At 62.0% G+C, this 15,709-nt stretch carries 18 protein-coding genes; 11 read left to right on the top strand and 7 right to left on the bottom strand.

Annotation, left to right across the window (positions count from 1 at the left end):
* Positions 1 to 5 precede the first annotated feature (5 nt).
* Positions 6 to 461: a PPOX class F420-dependent oxidoreductase gene (locus H7C86_RS30985; protein WP_007729721.1), complete on the top strand. Its 456-nt coding sequence runs from the start codon at positions 6 to 8 to the stop codon at positions 459 to 461.
* A 2-nt stretch (positions 462 to 463) separates the two neighbouring features.
* On the opposite strand, the gene H7C86_RS30980 is transcribed toward H7C86_RS30985, so the two are convergent.
* Positions 464 to 907: a helix-turn-helix domain-containing protein gene (locus H7C86_RS30980; protein ID WP_046379405.1), complete on the bottom strand. Its 444-nt coding sequence runs from the start codon at positions 905 to 907 to the stop codon at positions 464 to 466.
* Between the two features lie 117 nt (positions 908 to 1,024).
* On the opposite strand from H7C86_RS30980, the gene H7C86_RS30975 reads away from it, so the two are divergent.
* The gene (locus H7C86_RS30975) at positions 1,025 to 1,429 is read left to right on the top strand and encodes a PaaI family thioesterase (RefSeq protein WP_019745591.1); all 405 of its coding nucleotides are present in this window, start codon (positions 1,025 to 1,027) and stop codon (positions 1,427 to 1,429) included.
* A gap of 1 nt (position 1,430) precedes the next feature.
* Here H7C86_RS30975 and H7C86_RS30970 read toward each other — a convergent pair whose 3' ends face one another.
* Positions 1,431 to 1,946 carry a MarR family winged helix-turn-helix transcriptional regulator gene (locus tag H7C86_RS30970; RefSeq protein ID WP_019745590.1) on the bottom strand — a complete coding sequence of 172 codons (516 nt, stop codon included), beginning with the start codon at positions 1,944 to 1,946 and terminating at the stop codon, positions 1,431 to 1,433.
* Between the two features lie 58 nt (positions 1,947 to 2,004).
* Between H7C86_RS30970 and H7C86_RS30965 the strand changes: the two genes are divergently transcribed.
* Both H7C86_RS30965 and H7C86_RS30960 read left to right on the top strand, forming a co-directional pair.
* Positions 2,005 to 3,438 carry an FUSC family protein gene (locus tag H7C86_RS30965; RefSeq protein ID WP_182262914.1) on the top strand — a complete coding sequence of 478 codons (1,434 nt, stop codon included), beginning with the start codon at positions 2,005 to 2,007 and terminating at the stop codon, positions 3,436 to 3,438.
* Between the two features lie 41 nt (positions 3,439 to 3,479).
* On the top strand, positions 3,480 to 4,079 hold the full coding sequence (locus H7C86_RS30960) for a TetR/AcrR family transcriptional regulator (RefSeq protein WP_182262913.1): 600 nt from the start codon (positions 3,480 to 3,482) through the stop codon (positions 4,077 to 4,079).
* 21 nt (positions 4,080 to 4,100) lie between these two features.
* On the opposite strand, the gene H7C86_RS30955 is transcribed toward H7C86_RS30960, so the two are convergent.
* Entirely contained in the window at positions 4,101 to 4,541 is a 441-nt protein-coding gene (locus H7C86_RS30955) for a VOC family protein (protein WP_020909353.1), read from the bottom strand.
* Between the two features lie 175 nt (positions 4,542 to 4,716).
* On the opposite strand from H7C86_RS30955, the gene H7C86_RS30950 reads away from it, so the two are divergent.
* Positions 4,717 to 5,880 carry a S9 family peptidase gene (locus H7C86_RS30950; protein ID WP_182262912.1) on the top strand — a complete coding sequence of 388 codons (1,164 nt, stop codon included), beginning with the start codon at positions 4,717 to 4,719 and terminating at the stop codon, positions 5,878 to 5,880.
* 64 nt (positions 5,881 to 5,944) lie between these two features.
* On the opposite strand, the gene H7C86_RS30945 is transcribed toward H7C86_RS30950, so the two are convergent.
* Positions 5,945 to 6,676 carry a TetR/AcrR family transcriptional regulator gene (locus tag H7C86_RS30945; RefSeq protein ID WP_182262911.1) on the bottom strand — a complete coding sequence of 244 codons (732 nt, stop codon included), beginning with the start codon at positions 6,674 to 6,676 and terminating at the stop codon, positions 5,945 to 5,947.
* Positions 6,677 to 6,960: 284 nt separating this feature from the next.
* On the opposite strand from H7C86_RS30945, the gene H7C86_RS30940 reads away from it, so the two are divergent.
* Genes H7C86_RS30940 through H7C86_RS30915 form a run of 6 tightly spaced genes read left to right on the top strand, consistent with a single transcriptional unit; the run spans position 6,961 to position 14,018 of the window.
* The gene (locus tag H7C86_RS30940) at positions 6,961 to 7,845 is read left to right on the top strand and encodes an ABC transporter substrate-binding protein (RefSeq protein ID WP_259349348.1); all 885 of its coding nucleotides are present in this window, start codon (positions 6,961 to 6,963) and stop codon (positions 7,843 to 7,845) included.
* On the top strand, positions 7,842 to 9,404 hold the full coding sequence (locus H7C86_RS30935) for a multicopper oxidase family protein (RefSeq protein ID WP_182262909.1): 1,563 nt from the start codon (positions 7,842 to 7,844) through the stop codon (positions 9,402 to 9,404). The genes H7C86_RS30940 and H7C86_RS30935 overlap by 4 nt, the downstream gene beginning before the upstream one ends.
* 10 nt (positions 9,405 to 9,414) lie before the next feature.
* Entirely contained in the window at positions 9,415 to 9,762 is a 348-nt protein-coding gene (locus tag H7C86_RS30930; protein WP_029256405.1) for a plastocyanin/azurin family copper-binding protein, read from the top strand.
* The gene (locus tag H7C86_RS30925; RefSeq protein WP_259349347.1) at positions 9,759 to 11,573 is read left to right on the top strand and encodes an ABC transporter ATP-binding protein; all 1,815 of its coding nucleotides are present in this window, start codon (positions 9,759 to 9,761) and stop codon (positions 11,571 to 11,573) included. The genes H7C86_RS30930 and H7C86_RS30925 overlap by 4 nt, the downstream gene beginning before the upstream one ends.
* On the top strand, positions 11,570 to 13,303 hold the full coding sequence (locus tag H7C86_RS30920) for an ABC transporter ATP-binding protein (protein WP_182262908.1): 1,734 nt from the start codon (positions 11,570 to 11,572) through the stop codon (positions 13,301 to 13,303). Before H7C86_RS30925 ends, H7C86_RS30920 begins: the two co-directional genes overlap by 4 nt.
* Positions 13,304 to 13,328: 25 nt before the next feature.
* A complete protein-coding gene (locus tag H7C86_RS30915) occupies positions 13,329 to 14,018 on the top strand; it encodes a vancomycin high temperature exclusion protein (RefSeq protein WP_182262907.1) in 690 nt (229 codons plus the stop codon).
* A 95-nt stretch (positions 14,019 to 14,113) separates the two neighbouring features.
* Here the strand turns inward: H7C86_RS30915 and H7C86_RS30910 are convergent, their stop codons facing one another.
* From H7C86_RS30910 to H7C86_RS30900, 3 genes are all read right to left on the bottom strand, one after another.
* The gene (locus H7C86_RS30910) at positions 14,114 to 14,950 is read right to left on the bottom strand and encodes a methylamine utilization protein (RefSeq protein ID WP_182262906.1); all 837 of its coding nucleotides are present in this window, start codon (positions 14,948 to 14,950) and stop codon (positions 14,114 to 14,116) included.
* A gap of 74 nt (positions 14,951 to 15,024) precedes the next feature.
* Complete coding sequence (locus H7C86_RS30905) at positions 15,025 to 15,348, bottom strand: cupredoxin domain-containing protein (protein ID WP_019745578.1); 324 nt, start codon at positions 15,346 to 15,348, stop codon at positions 15,025 to 15,027.
* The gene (locus tag H7C86_RS30900) at positions 15,348 to 15,695 is read right to left on the bottom strand and encodes a plastocyanin/azurin family copper-binding protein (RefSeq protein WP_003940240.1); all 348 of its coding nucleotides are present in this window, start codon (positions 15,693 to 15,695) and stop codon (positions 15,348 to 15,350) included. The genes H7C86_RS30905 and H7C86_RS30900 overlap by 1 nt, the downstream gene beginning before the upstream one ends.
* Positions 15,696 to 15,709 lie beyond the last annotated feature (14 nt).

Here is a 15,709-nt window from a genome sequence, read left to right as displayed (position 1 = left end):
AGGTCATGTCCAAGATCGCCAGCGCAGATCGTGTTTCGTTTGCCGAACTCCTCGAGTTCATCAGGCCGCGCCATCGGGCCACGTTCGTCACGGTGAAGAAATCCGGCGAGTTGCAGATCTCGCCGGTGACGTGCGGAGTCGACGACGAGGGCCGGATCGTCATCTCCACGTACCCGGAACGGGCCAAGGCCGCGAACGTTCGCCGCACCCCGGCGGTGTCTCTGTGCATCCACTCCGACGAGTGGAACGGTCCGTACGTCCAGGTGAACGGAACCGCGGAGTTGATCGACCTCCCGGACTCGGTGGAACCGTTGGTCGACTACTACCGATCCATCGCCGGTGATCATCCCGACTGGGACGAGTACCGCGAAGCCATGCGCAAGCAGGGTAAGAGCCTGATCCGCGTCACCGTCGACTCCTGGGGTCCGATCGCAACAGGCGGGTTTCCGCCCGGACGCTGACGCTATCGAGCAGGTGGCGAGAGTTCGACTACGTGCGCATCTCTGGCGGCCAGCGGTTCTTTGCAGTGTGCGCACACAACTTGGGCGTGCAGGATCTCACCGCAACGATGCTCGACGACGGTAGGCGGCGGACCCGTCGTCGCAAAGGTATCTCCCCATTCCATGAGTGCCATCAGGATCGGGTAGAGCGCCTTCCCTGATTCGGTGGCGACGTATTCGTAGCGCGGTGGATGGTCTTCGTAGCGACGCCTCGTGAGGACGTCGGCCTCGACGAGGGTGCGCAGACGCGCGGCGAGGATGTCGCGGCTCGCACCCGTGCCCGCGGCAATCTCGTCGAACCGTCGTTGCCCGAGGACGATTTCTCGGAGCACCAACAGTGACCACTTCTCGCCGACGACCTCCAAGGCGTTGGCGATGGAGCAGTTGCGTCCTTTTGTCGCCGTCATCTCTGGGCCCCCGTTAGTTGGAGAAGTTAGTTGGGAATTCCAACTTAGCACTTGACGGTATGTATTCGAGGGCGGAAGGTAGGTCGAGAAATTCAACGGAGCAGATGAGGGGTCGTCATGACGGAATTGAATCTCGAGGCAGCAAGCGGATTTGTCAGCGCTGCCGGATTGCAACTGGACGAGGTGTCCGGCACGAAGGTCGTCGGGCACATCGATCTGTCCGAGGCGCATCACACGCCGTGGGGTGTCGTCCACGGAGGTGTCTACACGACCGCCGTCGAGTCGGCCGCGAGCATCGGAGCCAGCACTGCAGTGGCGGATCGTGGCGAATTCGCCGTCGGCGTCCACAACGGAACGGATTTCCTGCGGGCGCGTACGGGTGGGCGCGTGGACGTCGTGGCTGTGCCGATTCAGCAGGGACGCGTTCAGCAGTTGTGGTCGGTGGTCATCACCGATCCGGAATCGGGCAAAGAGGTGGCTCGCGGTCAGGTGCGATTGCAGAACGTACCGCTGCCGAAGTAGGTCAGTCCCAGATTCCAGAGTCGATGTTGCGTGAGATTCGTTTGAGCAGTGCCGTCAACTGGGCGCGTTCGTCCTCGTCGAGTCCGGTCAGTACTTGACGGTCTCGCTCGACGCGTCGGGGAAACTCTGCCTCGACCAATGCGCGACCGGCATCGGTGAGTTGAAGCAGAACCACCCGTCCGTCGTGTTCGAAACGCTGACGCTCGACAAAACCCAGCTTGGCCAGACGGTCTGCGTGTTTTGTGGTGGCGGCGCCGCTGACCATCGTGACGGCGGTGACTTCGCTCGCTCGCAGGGGACGGTCACTGCGAGCGAGTGCGCTCATCACGTCGAATTCGGCGCGAGAGACCCCGCTGGACGCCAGGGCGCGATCGAGCTGGTGAAGAGACTGCGCGTTGATGCGGGCGATCCGGCCCATCACTTCGACGGGAGCGGTGTCGAACTCCGGGTAGGCGCGCTTCCATTCGCGACGGACTTTGTCGATGAAGTCGTCTTCGGATCTGTCAGTCGCACCCATGGCCCCATCTTAGCGACAGAATTCACATTACTTCACAAGTAATTTACTGGTGAAATAAATGTATGCTGAGTCGGTGACCCGAACCGAAACCGCAGCCAGGACGCCCAGCCGTCTCACTCATTCGAGTGAGGCCATTGCACATACGGTCTCCGGGGCGACGTGGCGAGCGGCTTTTCGCGTCGGATCCGCCGACGCGACCATCGCCCCCGCGATCAGGGTCGGGCTCGCCACCGCCGTAGTCCTCGTGGTCGGCGGACTGCTCGGGCATCGGGAGTTGGCCGGCTTCGCGGCCTTGGGCGCGCTGTGCGCCGCGTTCGGTAGGTACGAGCCGTATCCCCGGTTGGCGGGCAAGCTGGCGATGGTCGGTGCCGCATTGGTGGCTTCCATCGCTTTCGGCAGCGCAATGGGTGTTGTGGGCGTTCCGATGTGGTTGCAGATCGGCATCCTGTCGTTGCTGGCCGGTGCGTCGTACTGCTTCATGTCGGGCTTCCGGATCACCGGACCAGGGCCCGTCATCCTCGTCTTCGCGGCGACCGGTGCAGCCGGATATGCCTCCAGTGTCGATGATCTGGCGAGGCTGGTGACTGCCGGTGCGCTCGGAGTTGTGGTCGGTTGGGTGGCCGCGATGCTCCCAGCGCTCGTACTGCCGATGGGGCCTGCCCGTCTGGCAGTTGCTCGTGCAGTCTCCGCGGTGGGGCGTCTCGAACAGTCCGGCACAGACGCAGTGGAACCGGCGCTCGGATCGATTGCCAACGCCCGCTTGGTCATTGCGTCGAGCGGTCGGATCAAGTCGACCGTCGATCACGGACGCGAACTGGTGGCAGTGCTCGACGAAGCAGAAGCGGCAGTACAGCAATGGCAGTTGCACGGCGACGCGACTTTGATCCGGAGTATTGCTCAGCACGAGAAGGAACTTCGGAAGCTCAAGCGCTCCAGCATGATCGAACACGACCTCGCGCCGGCGCCCACGCTTGCCGCACCCGAGGGCTATTTTCTCGAAGGATTGCGCCGACTGTATTCGCGCCCGGTGCGGATGAATGCTCTCCGCATCGTGGCGGCCTCGGCTCTGGCCGGTTGGCTCGCGGCAGGAGCCGGGTTGGAGCATCCGCTGTGGGCGTCGATGGGTGCCATCGCCGCGATGCAGGGACTGAACTACAAGCAGACCGTCCAGCGCGGGATTCAGCGGTTGGTGGGAAATGTCGGTGGCGCCGTCGTGGCCGCTGGGCTCATCGCATTGACACTCGGCTACTGGCAAGCCGTTGCCGTGATCGTGATTCTGCAGACTGCTGCGGAGCTGCTCGTCATCAAGAACTATGCGCTGACGTCACTCGCCGTCACTCCGATGGCACTGCTTCTCATCGGTTTCAGTGCCCCGATCGGGACCGAAGCGGCAGTGGCTCGCGTCGCGGACACTCTCATCGGCGTGGTGATCGGTATCGTCGTCGCTGCTGTCACGATCAGTCGATCGGATCGCCACCACGTCACCGTGTAACCGGTACTGCTGTGTTTCCGGTACTGCGTAGGCTCCTGCAGGTGGAGGACAGCACGCCGATCGACGGCCGGAAACTGCGTTACCAGCATCGCCGTGCCGAATTGCTCGAGCAGGTAACCGCGTATGTCACGGCGAACGGCGTCGGTGAACTGTCCATGCGGCCGTTGGCCAAGGACCTGGGGATCAGCCATGCGACACTCATCCACCATTTCGGTTCGAAGGAACAACTACTCACTGAAGTAGTCGCAACCCTGCGAGACAGCTCTTCTCTCGACATCTCTTCCGGGACCGACATCGTCGAGATGTTGACGAGTTACTGGAATGGGCGCACATCAGCGGAATCGTTGCCGAGCTTTCGGTTGATGTTCGAGATCTACGGACAGGCGTTGTTGCATCCGGAGCGGTATCGCGAGTTTCTCGATCATGTGGTGGGGGACTGGTTGGGTGGTTTGACGGAAGCGGCGCTCGCGCATGGATGTCCGCCCGATCGCGCTGATCGCTACGCGACGATCGTGTTGGCGCAGATTCGGGGGTTGACGCTCGATCTCGTGACGACCGGTGATCGCGTCAGAATCGACGCGGCGTTTGCCGAATTCGCGGCCGCGATGGGCGCTCTGGTCAGCTCGTGGAAGGCGATCTGACGGTCCGATTGCCGTGACGCTTCAGGCGATCTGCTCGAACAGGGACACGATGATCCCTTCCGGCCCACGCACGTAGGCCATGCGCACGCTGTTCTCGTACTCGCCGATCCCGCCGATGAGCCCGTAACCATCCGCAGCCACCGCGTCGACCGCCGCCTGGAGATCGCCCACCTCGAAAGACACGTTGCGCAGACCGATCTCGTTGGCCATCGGAGCAGGCGATCCGGGTACGTGGTCGGGCCTGACGAAGGACGAGAGCTCGAGCCGTGACCCTTCGCCCGGAGGGCGCAGCATGGCGATTTCACACTTTGCTCCAGGGATACCGCAGACGGTTTCCACGAACTCGCCCTCCACGGATCCGGTGCCCTCCACCTCGAGACCCAGAACGACGAAGAACGCCGTCGCTGATTCGAGGTCCGCGACGGTGATGCCGATGTGGTCGAAACGCTGTACGTGTGCCATGGACACATCCTCCTACTGTTTCTTCGTGCCGGTTCGATACTGGGTCGGAGTCGGGGCCGGGATCTCGACATGTACGTGTCGCAAAGCTGCAAGATTTTGCTTGACCGATCGGTTAAACAAAATCTACGATAACGTCCAACGAGGTCGCCCACCGCACGAACCGGAGTCGTCAGACGTGAAATTCCAGTCGAAGTCGTTTGCCCGCATATCCATCGCAGCCCTCTGTGCTGCAACGATCGGCTCCGCCGTTGCTGCGCCCATCGCGTCCGCGCAGGCGCCGAGCGCGTCGCAAGCCACCGGCACTGTGGTGTCGAGTGAGCCGCTACCGAAGGATCTGTGGATTCCGGGTACCGCCGACGCCAAGCGATTCACGTACTGGACCATCGGTTCCAACGGCGGGCCCGCGCTGAGCAGTGGCGCGTACTACGTCCCGGCCGGCCCGGCACCGGAAGGTGGTTGGCCCGTCATCGCCTGGGCGCACGGCACCACCGGACTCGACGATTTCTGTGCCCCTTCGCTGGTCGGTCCCGGCCTGCCCGAACGTGACTACCCGTACCTGGGGCGCTGGCTCTCGGAGGGCTACGCCGTCGTCGCCACCGACTACGTCGGTCTGGGTACACCAGGGCTGATGCCGTACCTCGACGGAAAGGTGGAGGCGCACAGCGTAGTCGACTCGGTCAAGGCGGCCCGGGTCATCGACTCCTCCATCTCGAATCGTTGGGCAGTGGTCGGACAGTCGCAGGGCGGCGGTGCGGCCATCACGACGGCCCGCTACGCAACCGAGTACGGAGGGGATTCGCTCGACTACCGCGGTGGCGTGGGTACCGGAGTGCCGGCCAACATCGAGTTGACCCTCCTGCCTGCCGGTCCGGGCTTCCCTCCCATCGCCCTCGGCGGCGGGTTGACGTCGTACGCGCTCTACATCCTCGCGGGCTTGCGGGAAGCGCACCCCGAGATCGACTTGAATTCCTACCTGAACGACTTGGGAAGGGAAAAGGTCGACTCGGCCGAAAAGCTCTGCGCCGCAGACCTGGACGAGGCATCCAAGGATCTGGTCCTCGGTGACATCTTCTCCCGCCCGCTCAGTCAGATCCCGAACTTCCAGGGTCTGCTGAACGATTACATGGGTGTACCGACCAGTGGATACGACCGCCCTATCTTTATCGGCCAGGGCCTGCTTGACGTGGATGTCCCTGCGCCGTCTGCACTTTCGCTGGTTGCAGCGTTGGTCGCCAACGGTGAACCGGTCACGTTCAAGACCTACAACACCGATCACAGCGGCGCTTTGGTCGAATCGCAGGCCGACACGATTCCGTTCGTCGCGAACCTGTTCCGCTAGGCATACCGAGAATCCAGATCATCCGCGGGGTCGCTGTCGCACAAGTGCGACAGCGACCCCGCGGTCATTTCTGTGACTCTTTGATTGCGTCCAGCCGCACCTCTAGACCGTCGAGGACACGGTCGAGTGTGTAGCGATAGTGTTCTGCCCGTGTTGCTTCCGCAGCATCCGGTGGACCGGCAAATTTCCCGATCAGTGTCTCCATCGATGAACGGGGATCTGAGGGTCCGTCGTTGCTCAGGCGTTCCAGCATCGCGCTGTGATCGGGTGAAGGCTGTCCGCTGGGAATGCGCCTGGCGTCGTTCATGGCAATCAGTGTGGTTGTCGAAGTGAAGGCGACGGTGTAGGCCTGAGCGGCTTCTTCCCCGAACCCGGCGGCGGTCAGTGAAGCCAATCCGGCCTCCATGAGTTCCCGGCTGCGCTGGGTGGCAACTCCGTTCATCAGCAGCCACTGTGCCGCGCCTGGACACTCGATCAAGGCCTCTCGCATCTGCAAGAGCAGATGCGTCAGCCATTGACGCCAATCTTCTTGTGCGGATGGCACGTTCACGGCCGACACCGCACTGTCGACCACCGCAGCCGAGAGTGCGTCCCGATCTCCGACGAGTCGATAGACGACGGAGAACGACGTATCGAGTTCGCTGAGCAGCTGCCGCAGCGACCAGCCCTCGACTCCGTGCTCGCGACTGAGCCCGAGCGCCACGGTCAGCACGGCGTCCGCAGTGATCCCGGTGTTGTAACTCCGGCGGCGCTGTGATTTCGCGGCGGACTTCTTGTCAGGTGATGGCGCAGTCATGGTCCGACCGAGCTTAGCGGCGTCGGATCGGGTCGCGTAGTCGACGCAACCGATTGACGGATGAACTTAGGTGAGGTTTACTTGCCAAATCCGAGCAGTGCTCCGATTTGTATCGAACCCCCGATTTTTCGAAGCTGAAGGACATTATGAAGTTGAAAACGCGACCCGGTTACCTATCGAGGCTGGGAGCTTCGCTGCTGGTCAGTGTCGTTGCCCTGACTGCGGCCGCCTGTAGCTCGAGTGAGGCGGGACCGACGACGGAACCTGCCGAGGGAACGCGTGTTGTGTCCCACGAATTCGGTGAGACGTCGGTTCCAGGCGACCTCGGGCGAATTGTTTCCCTCGACGAATACGCCGCACTCGGTCTCCTTGCCGTCGGCATCACCCCTGACGTGGTCTTCACGTCGTGGGGATCGGAGATCGGCCAGGACATCTTGGCGTCAGCGGGTACCGAGGTGGTCACGGTGCCGCCGCTCGGTGCACCCCCGATCGAGCAGGTCCTCGCCCAGGATCCTGGACTGGTCATCTTCACGTCGATGGGCGATCGGAGCTACTACGACTCCCTCGCGTCGACCGTCCCAACAGTGCCGGTCCCGGCCGTCACAACTCCGTGGCGTGAGAATCTTGCCTTCTTCGGACGCGCTTTTGATCGTCGGTCGGTTGCCGACAAGTTGACTGTCGCTTTGGAAGGCAAGATCGCTGACGTCTCTGCTCGGTCCGGTGGTGAAGCGAACACCGTGTCGGTGTTGATGAGCAGTTCTGGAATCCTTGCCACCACCACCGAGCAGGCGCCGCCATCGTTGCTGTTGGCGGAGAGCGGCTTCGGGCGTCCGGAATCCCAGCGAGCGAATGCCGCTGGAGGACTGCCGTATGCGCCCCTGTCCGACGAGGCGATCCCGGCGCAGGATGCTCGGATCGTAGCCGTGTTCGACGAGGGCGTGTACGAGTTCGGCAAGGTTGCCGGTGTTCCCGGGTTCTCGAGTCTTTCAGCGGTGCAGGAGAACCGAGTGGCCAAGGTCAACGGAGACATGTGGCTCGCCACTCATCCCTTCGCCACTTTCTGGATGATCGAGGACATGGATGCCATGGCTGCCGGCAATCTGACCGGCGCCGGAACCGAAGCTGTTGCCGCGACGCGCTATCAGGAATTCACGGCGCTGACGGCATGAGTTCGAGTGCGTTGAGTCGGCGCCTGGCTCTGCGATGGGGAGCGGTGACTCTCGGCTCTGCGGCTGTGGGTTCTGTGGCTTTGGGTTCTGTGGCACTGAGTGCGTGCAGCCGTGGCTCGGCGAACGAAACCAGTTCTGAGATTTCACCGTTCGACGACGAAGTACGTGCTGCCGAACAGGCGAGATTTCGTAGCGGGCACACAGTCCAACGGAATCTGACAGCTGCACCCGCTCTGGTGAGTCTGGGCGCCAGAGGGGTGGACACATGGTCGTACGGTGCAGAAGCGGTGGGTCCGGAGATTCGAATCTCCAAGGGAGACCGGCTCAACGTTCGGTTGCAGAACGACCTTCCGGCGGAGACCTCGGTGCACTGGCACGGCATTGCGATCCGCAACGACATGGACGGTGTCCCACCGGTCACCCAGGAACGAATCCGACCAGGTGCAGAGTTCACCTACGACTTCGTGGCCCCGGATCACGGAACATATTGGTACCACTCCCATTCAGGATTGCAGGCCGATCGAGGGCTATTCGGTGCACTCGTGGTCGAGGACCCGAACGACCGGACCGGAGCCGACGAGGACGTCGTCATCGTGATCGACGACTGGCTCGACGGGCTGGGAACAACCCCGGATGCAGTGCTTCGCGCATTGTCACCGGACGTGCAGGGAGGACACCATGGGCACGGCGGAGCTCCACCGGAAGTCGATGATGCAGAGATTGATTCTGCCGCAGAATTTCTCGCCAGCGGTCACGGTAATTCCGAGGCGCTCGGTGGAATGGCAACGCACATCACGTATCCACTGCACCTGATCAACGGACGGCCTGTGGAAGATCCCTTCGTCGTCAGTGCAGCGGCCGGAACACGGCTTCGATTGCGGGTGATCAGTGCCGGGGCGGAGACTCCGTACCGTTTCTCGGTCGCCGGGCACGAGTTGACCGTTGTCAGTGCTGACGGGCAGGACATCGCCTACACAGCCGGAGACGAGATTCTGATCGCACCCGCGCAGCGATACGACGTATTGGTGACGGTGCAGTCCGGTTCGTGGCCTATCGCCGCGAAGGTGGAAGGGAAGCCAGGTGGCGCCGCGTGCTTGCTTCGGACACCGGATTCGGTTGCGAGCGTCGACCTGACTTCTCCTGCAGTGCTGTCAGGGTCCGGCGGCCGACTCGTTCTGGAACCGACGCTTCGGCCGTCGGGCGCGTGGGAACAGCGGGTACCGGATCGTGAGTATTCGGTTGATCTCATCCAGGCCGGGGATCGATACGTCTGGGGAATGGCGGGCACCGATGTGGGTCGGTTGATCATGAAGCAGGGCGAGCGAATACGAATCGTCATGAACAACAACACCGATATGTGGCATCCGATGCACACCCACGGGCACACCTTCTCGGTTCCCTCGTACGGCGGGCTTCGCCGAGACACCGTGATCGTGCTTCCGCGTGCACAATTGGCGATCGACTTCGACGCCGACAATCCAGGACGGTGGATGTTCCACTGTCACAACGCGTACCACTTCGAGGCCGGGATGACTGCCGACCTCCACTACGTTCGATGAGGAGAGCAGAATGTCAGTTCGCACCGGGTTGACCACATTGATCGCTGTTGCAGCGGTGTTCACGCTGACGTCGTGCGGAGGTGAATCACGGGGTTCCACCGAGCAAGCGCCGGTCGAGATCTCGGTGAAGAACCTTGCGTACTCTCCGAACTCCGTCACTGTGCACACAGGACAGACGGTCACGTGGATTTTCGAGGACCAGGGAATGCCGCACGATGTCGTGTTCGCCGAGTTGGGGATCAAGAGCGATCTCCAAGGAAGCGGAACCTACAGTCAGACCTTCGACAAAGCCGGAACGTTCACCTACACGTGCACACCACATCCGAACATGACCGGCACGATCATCGTCGAAGAGTGAGTAACTCGATGACAGTGAAGGAGACTGTGGCCTTCGAAGGCTCGCCTGGTCTGGTCGACCGAGACGCTTTGGGCCGCATGATCGCTCCCGTGAGAAATCGCCTGCTCCTGGGTGCGGGTTTGTCGGCGCTGTCGGTGCCGCTACGATTCCTGCCCTACGTTTCGGTGGTCGAGATCGCGCGGGTGCTCCTGACCGACTCGTCGTTGAACCTGGTCTGGCTGTGGGCCGCAATCGGTGCAGCGGGCACAATTCTCGGTTTTGTCGTCTACAACGCAGCGCTGACCGTGTGCCACACCGCCGACGCGCATTTCAAATACTCGATCCGCTCGCGTATCGCTCGGCATCTGTCCCGAGTTCCTCTGGGGTGGTTTGCAAATGGTGGCACCGGTGAAGTGAAGCAGGCGATGACCGACGATGTGAAGCGGATGCATCTTCTCGTCGCTCACCTTCCCGCCGACGTGGTGCCCGCGATCCTGTCGCCGATAGTGGCCCTGATCTATCTGGTGGCGATGGACTGGAAGTTCAGCCTGGTCCTGGTCGGCTACATCGGAGTGTGTCTCGCTCTTGCCGCGCCGTCGATGCGCAGAGCCTATCGAACGAACGTCGACTCCTGGAATCTTGCAATGTCGACATTGACCTCTGCGACAGTAGAACTGGGCGACGGTATCGAGGTTGTCAAGACGTACGGGAGTGGGAGTCGCGCATTCGCGCGCTACTCGAGCGCTGTCGATTCGATGGTTGCGGTGTGCGTGCGATGGATGTCGGGGATGGGAAGGCCGGTGGTCGCTATGTCGATCCTCCTCTCACCGGCGGTACTCATCGTGGTCATCACGGCGACGGGAACTGCAATGTTCTCCGGGGGTTGGATTACCCCGGTAGCTCTTGTTGCCTTTCTGGTCGTCGGAATCGGTGTTCCGTCGTCGGTTCTGCACATGGGAACGATGGCCAACCTCTACCGCGAAGGCCAACTGGGAGCGACTCACGTCGAGAGCATCCTCGGCGAACCAGAGCTGGCCGAACCTCAGGATGCAGTGCCTGCTCGCAGCACTTTGGTCGAATTCGACAGCGTCGGCTTCGAATACACCACTGGGCAGCGCGTCCTCGAGAACATCTCCTTCGAGATGCAACCGGGCACCGTGACCGCGATCGTTGGCCCCTCCGGCTCCGGAAAGACCACTTTGGCGCGTCTACTTCCGCGGTTCTGGGACGTGACGGACGGGTCTATTCGACTGGGCGGAAGCGATTTACGAGATCAGTCCAGTCGTGAAGTCTTGAGATCGATGGCCATCGTCTTCCAAGATGTTGTGCTCCTGCGGGACAGCGTGCGCGAGAATATTCGGCTCGGTCGACCGGATGCAACGGATCTGGAAGTGGAGACAGCGGCGAGGCGGGCGCAGATTCACGACGTGATCATGCGACTGCCGGACGGGTATGACACCGAGATCGGTGGTGGTTCGGGCAGTGAGTTGTCGGGTGGGGAGAAGCAGCGCCTGACCATCGCCCGCGCCATCCTTCAGAACCCGCCGATCGTCATCCTGGACGAGGCGACTTCGCAGGCCGATCCCCACAGTGAATCGGCCGTTCAACGCGCACTGGGCGAGATCAGTGCAGACGGCGGCACCCTGATGGTGATCGCTCATCGACTGCACACCGTCCGATACGCAGATCAGATACTCGTTCTCGACGCCGGACGGATCATGGAAAAGGGTACGCACGAACAGTTGTCGGCGCTCGGCGGAACCTACGCGCGGATGTGGGCGCTCCGGAACCCCCTCGTCGAAGACATCTCTCCGCGAAAGGCGCCGCAATGATTCGAGACCTGGACGAAATCCTCGGGCGCGACAATGGGATGCGAGGTCAGATAGCAGGTTTCACGCTCGCCGGGATACTCGAGGGTGTCGTCTTTGCACTGATGATTCCGATCCTGAAAGCGGTGGTTCGCGGCGATTACGACGCCGCAGTGCCGTGGGTTGTCACGGCTGCTCTCGTGGCGGTGGCCTGTGGCGCCGTACGGTGGATCGCCGAGAATCGGGCGTACCGCATCGGAATCGAGGGTTTTGCCGGTGGAATCATGCATCGCCTCGGTGAGCACTTGGTGCAGGTTCCGCTCGGGTGGTTCAGCAAGGCAAACCGTGGAGCGTTCACTCGCCTGGTCACCGAGGGCACGGCTATCTTGATGAGCATCCCGGGAATGATCATCGCGCAACTCGTCACCGTCACGGTGACTCCAGCGACAGTGGCGATCGCTGTCTTGTTTGTGGACTGGCGACTGTCTCTCGCGATGGTCGTCTTCGTTCCACTGGGGATTCGGGCTTACCGCAACGTGCAACGGGCGGTTGTTCCCGAATACGAGGCGATCGGCAAGAGCGAATCCGAGTTGGCATCGCGCGTCGTCGAATATGCACAGGCGCAGCAAGTTCTACGTTCGGCCGGTAAGAGTGGCGAAGGCTGGACTCGGTTGGACGAAGCTCTTGTGTCCAACCGGGACGCACACCTGCAGGAAATCGGATCGGTCGACAAGTATCTGCTGCGCTTCATGATCGTCGTTCAGGTTGCCTTTCTCACCGTCCTGGTTCTGGCGGCACTGCTGGTCACCACCGGGTCCATCGACACAGCAAGCGTGATCGTTGTTCTCGTGTTGGCCGTGAGGTTCGTGGAGCCGATGCAAATGCTCGCAGGATTCGGTGAAGGTATCTCACTGGCCCGGGTGTCGCTCGGATCTGTCCGAGAGATGATCGATGTACCGGTGCTGGCGGAGCCTGAGGTGCCGAAAGAGCTTACCTCGTATGATATTCGGTTCGATTCGGTCTCCTTCGGCTACGGCCCGGATCGCGTGATTCGTAACGTGAGCCTCGAATTCCCGGACTGCTCGGTCACTGCTCTGGTCGGTCCTTCCGGTTCCGGAAAGACAACTCTGGTTCGGCTGATCTCCAGATTCTGGGACGTCGACGAAGGTGCGGTATCCATCGGGGGAGCCGATGTTCGCGACATCGGAACGAGAGCATTGATGTCTCGGATATCGACTGTCTCACAGCAGGTTTACCTGTTCGACGGAACCATCCTGGAGAACGTTCGGTTGGCGAGACCGGATGCCACCGACTCGGAGGTCCGTCAAGCAGTGGTGGATTCCAGGCTAGGCGAAGTGATCGACCGTTTGCCGAGCGGTGAGGAGACCAGGGTAGGTGAAGGCGGATCACTGCTGTCCGGCGGTGAACGTCAGCGGGTCTCGATTGCGCGGGCATTCCTCAAGGACACTCCGATTGTTCTTCTCGATGAAGCGACTTCCGCCCTCGACGGAGAGAACGAAGTCGCCATCACCGAGGCAATTCACCGATTGGCCCGTGGTCGAACGGTGGTGATCATCGCTCATCGCCTGTCGACTATTCAGGGAGCAGATCGCATCGTCTACCTCGAAGCCGGAGGGGTGGAGGAGGTCGGTTCCCACGAAGACCTGATCGCGCGAGGTGGAAAGTACTCGGGTCTGTGGGCCGAGCGCAGTGGCGCGGAGGGATGGAGGATCGACCGAGCACTCGAGCCATGAGCAAACCGTGTGGTTTGATCGACGAATGGACGAAGCTGCTGCAGATCCAGTGAAACCGCCGCGCAAGCGCAGGTGGCCTCGTTGGGTCGCAGGCATTGCGGTGCTCGGAGCAGTTGTCTACGCGGGCTCGATCGTGTGGATCTCCGTGGCGTCGGCCGGACATACGTCAGACGCCGCCGATGCTCCCGACGCTCCGGTTGTGATCGTGCTGGGCGCGCAGATCAAGGACGGTAAGCCGATGGCTTTCCTGAAAGGGCGGCTGGACGCAGCAGTCGAACTGGTGGAAGCGGGAAAGGCTAAAGCGGTCCTGGTCTCCGGCGACGCGAACGGCGGCTCGGGTGACGAGATCGCGGCGATGACGAACTACCTGGTGGAGCAGGGAATAGATGAGCGTCGCATCGTGGGGGATCCGTACGGCCTCGACACCTATGACACCTGCTTTCGGGCCATACATACGTATGGGGTAACCAAGGCGTTGATCGTCACTCAGGGGTATCACGTGCCCCGCGCTGTTGCGTTGTGCCGAGACGTCGGCATCGACGCAGACGGTGTGAACAGCGATTGCGGGTGCGCAACTCCGACGCTGATCAAGAACGCCGCGCGGGAGTGGGTTCTTGCCAAGCCCAAGGCAGCGGTGGACATGCTCTGGAGTCGGGACGCAAAGGTGACGTCGCCGTCGGAGGACTCGGTCCAGGTGGCGCTGTCGATTCCCTGACGCGGGGTGAGTGCGCACGGTTTCTGTCGAGTGAACACACGCTCCGGAGAGTCGGAGCGTGTGTTCACTCGAGGTGAAGGGTGCTAGCTCGACAGTCAGATCAGTGCTGCGGCGGCGAATGCTCCCAGTGCGATCAATGCCGCGCCGGTGACGCTCTGCACGCGACGGTCCACGACGCACATGATCGAGAGGAATCCCGGCATCGAGCCACCACGCTTGGTGTGCACGATTGCCGCGAGGCTGGGCATGCAGCGGCCAAGGGATACGACCGTGAACAGCGCCGCCCCGAGAGCCGGTGAACCCGAAGCCATGACGCCGAGTGCCAGGAGGTAGTACGCACTCGAGCGGATGAAGATCAGAAATCCCGGACCGATGATCGCGCCGAAGATCAGCGAGACCTTCCAGGGCGCCATTGTGCGGCGCAGATGGCGCGGAAGCTGTTGGCGCCGCATCGGAGTCGGCATCCTCACCGCACCCAACTCGTGCAGCCCGTACGCAACCGCGACGACGGCCCAGACGCCCAGCGCCCAGCCGATCGGGACGTACCCGGACATCGCCGCACCGAGAGCGCCGATCAATGCCCCGGTGACGGCTCCCGTCGTGACCGAACCCAGAGCGTGCCAGCCGAGTCGGCGGACGGGGGTCGAGGATCCCTTCCGATCTACCTGCTTCGGTGCGGCAACAACTCCGGCGACGGACATTCCGCAGGTCGACCAGTTCGCAGCCAGCGACGTAACCAGGCCGGCGCCGATAACAGCTGTGGTCAAAGCTGTTGTCGCAGATGGCGTGGCCACGAGTGTGAGGCCGGCACCCGCAGCAGCGCCCGCAGCGACGAGGCTGACACGGGTCGCGGTGCCGACCGAGCCTTGAAGGGTCGGCCGGATGTCAGGGACATCGGCCTGTAGTGGGCCGTGTGAGAGAACAGTAGTCATCAGATCCTCCGAAGTGTTTGTGGTTCAGGAAAAGTGTTGAGCCGAAGTCGCGGCGAAAAGTGATGAGCCAGAGTTCACAGCACTGTGATGACGCCGATCATGTACGGGTGGACGGAGCACGAATACTCGTAGACGCCGACGCTCTCGAACGTGTGCCGGAATGTTCCGTCTCCGGTGATACCACTGTCGAACAAGCCGGGTGATTCCACATGATGCAGGAGTCCACCGTCGTCGAAGCGCCACTCGACGGTGCCGCCGTGTTCCACGGTGACGTCCATCGGGCTGAACTGAACATTGCTGATCTCGACCACCACGTCGGGGACGGGATCTTCTGTGCCGCAAGCTGGGACACACGTCGCCGCGACAGCGAGGCCGAAGCCGACGATCCACCTCCTCACTATTGAACGATCACGGTGCCCACCATCATCGGATGGGGCGTGCAGTGGTAGGTGAAGGTTCCGGCGTCGTCGAACGTGTACGAGAAGGTTCCCTCGGTGAGTAACTCGCTCTTCAGTTTCCCGTCGAGATCACCGTTGCCGACCACGTCGTGGGGGAGTCCGCTGTCGTCGAACTTCCATTCGACGGTCTGTCCCTTCTCGATGGTGACCGATGCCGGTGTGTACGCCATGTTCTTCACCTCGATCACGACTGCAGGTTCGTCCGACGACGCACCGGCATCACTACTGCAGGCGGTGAGGCTCAGGGCAGCGCACGCGGCCAGGAAAGCGGGAACGAGTTTCTTCATGAGGTGTTCTCTCC

Source organism: Rhodococcus sp. UFZ-B548 (assembly GCF_903819475.1).
GTDB classification, from domain to species: Bacteria; Actinomycetota; Actinomycetes; order Mycobacteriales; family Mycobacteriaceae; genus Rhodococcus_F; species Rhodococcus_F erythropolis.
The sequence above is the reverse complement of the archived record's forward strand: the minus strand, read 5'-3'. Positions and strand labels throughout refer to the sequence as shown.